Annotated in this window: 1 protein-coding gene; it reads left to right on the top strand. The window is 46.8% G+C overall.

Annotated elements, in window-relative coordinates; all coding sequences use genetic code 11:
* Nucleotides 1–187: 187 nt before the first annotated feature.
* Nucleotides 188–1,408 (top strand): IS256 family transposase, encoded by a 1,221-nt coding sequence (locus tag ACNPNW_RS16335; protein ID WP_448767192.1) that lies wholly within the window; start codon nucleotides 188–190, stop codon nucleotides 1,406–1,408.
* Nucleotides 1,409–1,546: the final 138 nt, after the last annotated feature.

Raw genomic sequence — 1,546 nt, 5'->3', positions numbered from 1 at the left:
TGAAAAATAGCCCCTAGGGCAATAAGGCTGTTTCCGGTATTTTACCGGGGCAGCTTATTTAGCGTCGTTGTGGCTGATGATGGTTATAGAATCGAACGTAATCTTCAATTTTCCGAGTCTGTAAAATATATTGTGTAAACTCTCAAACCCATTAAAATGGAAGTAAGAGAAAGGTTGGGGAGAACACATGGGACTTTGGACAAAACAACAGTTGCGGGAATTTATCAAGGAGAATAATTTAGTCTCTGCACAAGATGCACAGAACGCTTTAAAGGATCTGTTTGCCGAGACGATTCAAGAGATGCTGGAAGCCGAAATGGACACGCATTTGGGCTACGGCAAACATGAGGTGAAGGCGAAACTCACTCCAAACAGTCGCAACGGAAAGAGCCGTAAAACGGTAGTCAGTGAGTACGGCGAACAGGAAATTGCCATCCCTCGGGATCGCTTGGGTGAGTTTGAGCCCTTGGTCGTTAAGAAGCATCAATCGAATGTAACAGGTATCGAGGAGCAAATCATTGCACTGTACGCTAAAGGGATCAGCACCCGAGAAATTCAAGACCACCTGGGGCAAATGTACGGCATTGAAGTCTCTCCTACACTCATTTCCAATGTCACAAATAAGATTGTTCCTCTCATTAAAGAATGGCAGAATCGGCCTCTGCAAGGCGTTTACGCCGTTGTCTATCTGGATGCGATCCACTTCAAGGTGAAGCAGGATGGGGCCATTATCAACAAGGCCGCCTACATGGTCATTGGCATCGATCTGGATGGAAACAAAGATGTCCTGGGCATGTGGATTGGTGAGAATGAGTCCTCCAAGTTCTGGCTCAGCGTGCTGAATGAACTCAAGAATCGTGGAGTGGGGGACATTCTCATTATCTGCGTGGATAACCTGTCCGGGTTCTCCCAAGCCATTGCCGCCTGCTATCCCCAAACTGAAATCCAGAAATGCATTATTCACCAAATCCGCAGTTCTACTCGGTACGTGTCGTACAAGGATATTAAGAAGGTCACTGCTGATTTAAAGCCCATCTACAAGGCAGCTACGGAAGAAGGAGCCTTGCTTGAACTTGACCGTTTTGAGGAAGTCTGGGGAGCGAAGTATCCCCTCATTATCCGTTCCTGGCGAACGAATTGGGACGAACTGGCTACCTTTTTCAAGTATCCTCCTGAGATCCGTAAACTCATCTACACCACCAATATGATCGAGAGTTACCACCGCCAGCTTCGTAAAGTGACGAAGGGAAAAAGCATCTTTCCCACAGATGAAGCTTTACTCAAAATGCTCTATCTGGCCACCATCGACGTTACTCGGAAATGGACAGGACGTGTCCAGAACTGGGGACAAATGCTGCTCCAACTGTCGGTCTTTTTCCCAGATCGGGTCGGTCAACACTTGCGTTAGATCGCAAATTCCCCCTCGGGGGAATCTATGCTTAAAAGAGTTTACACAAAATTATTGACAGACCCTTCCATAGCCCAAATGGGTATCCATTTCGGCTTCCAGCATCTCCTGGATCGTCTCTGCAAACAGATCTTTTAA

It is taken from the genome of Acinetobacter endophylla (assembly GCF_053543775.1).
The sequence above is the reverse complement of the archived record's forward strand: the minus strand, read 5'-3'. Positions and strand labels throughout refer to the sequence as shown.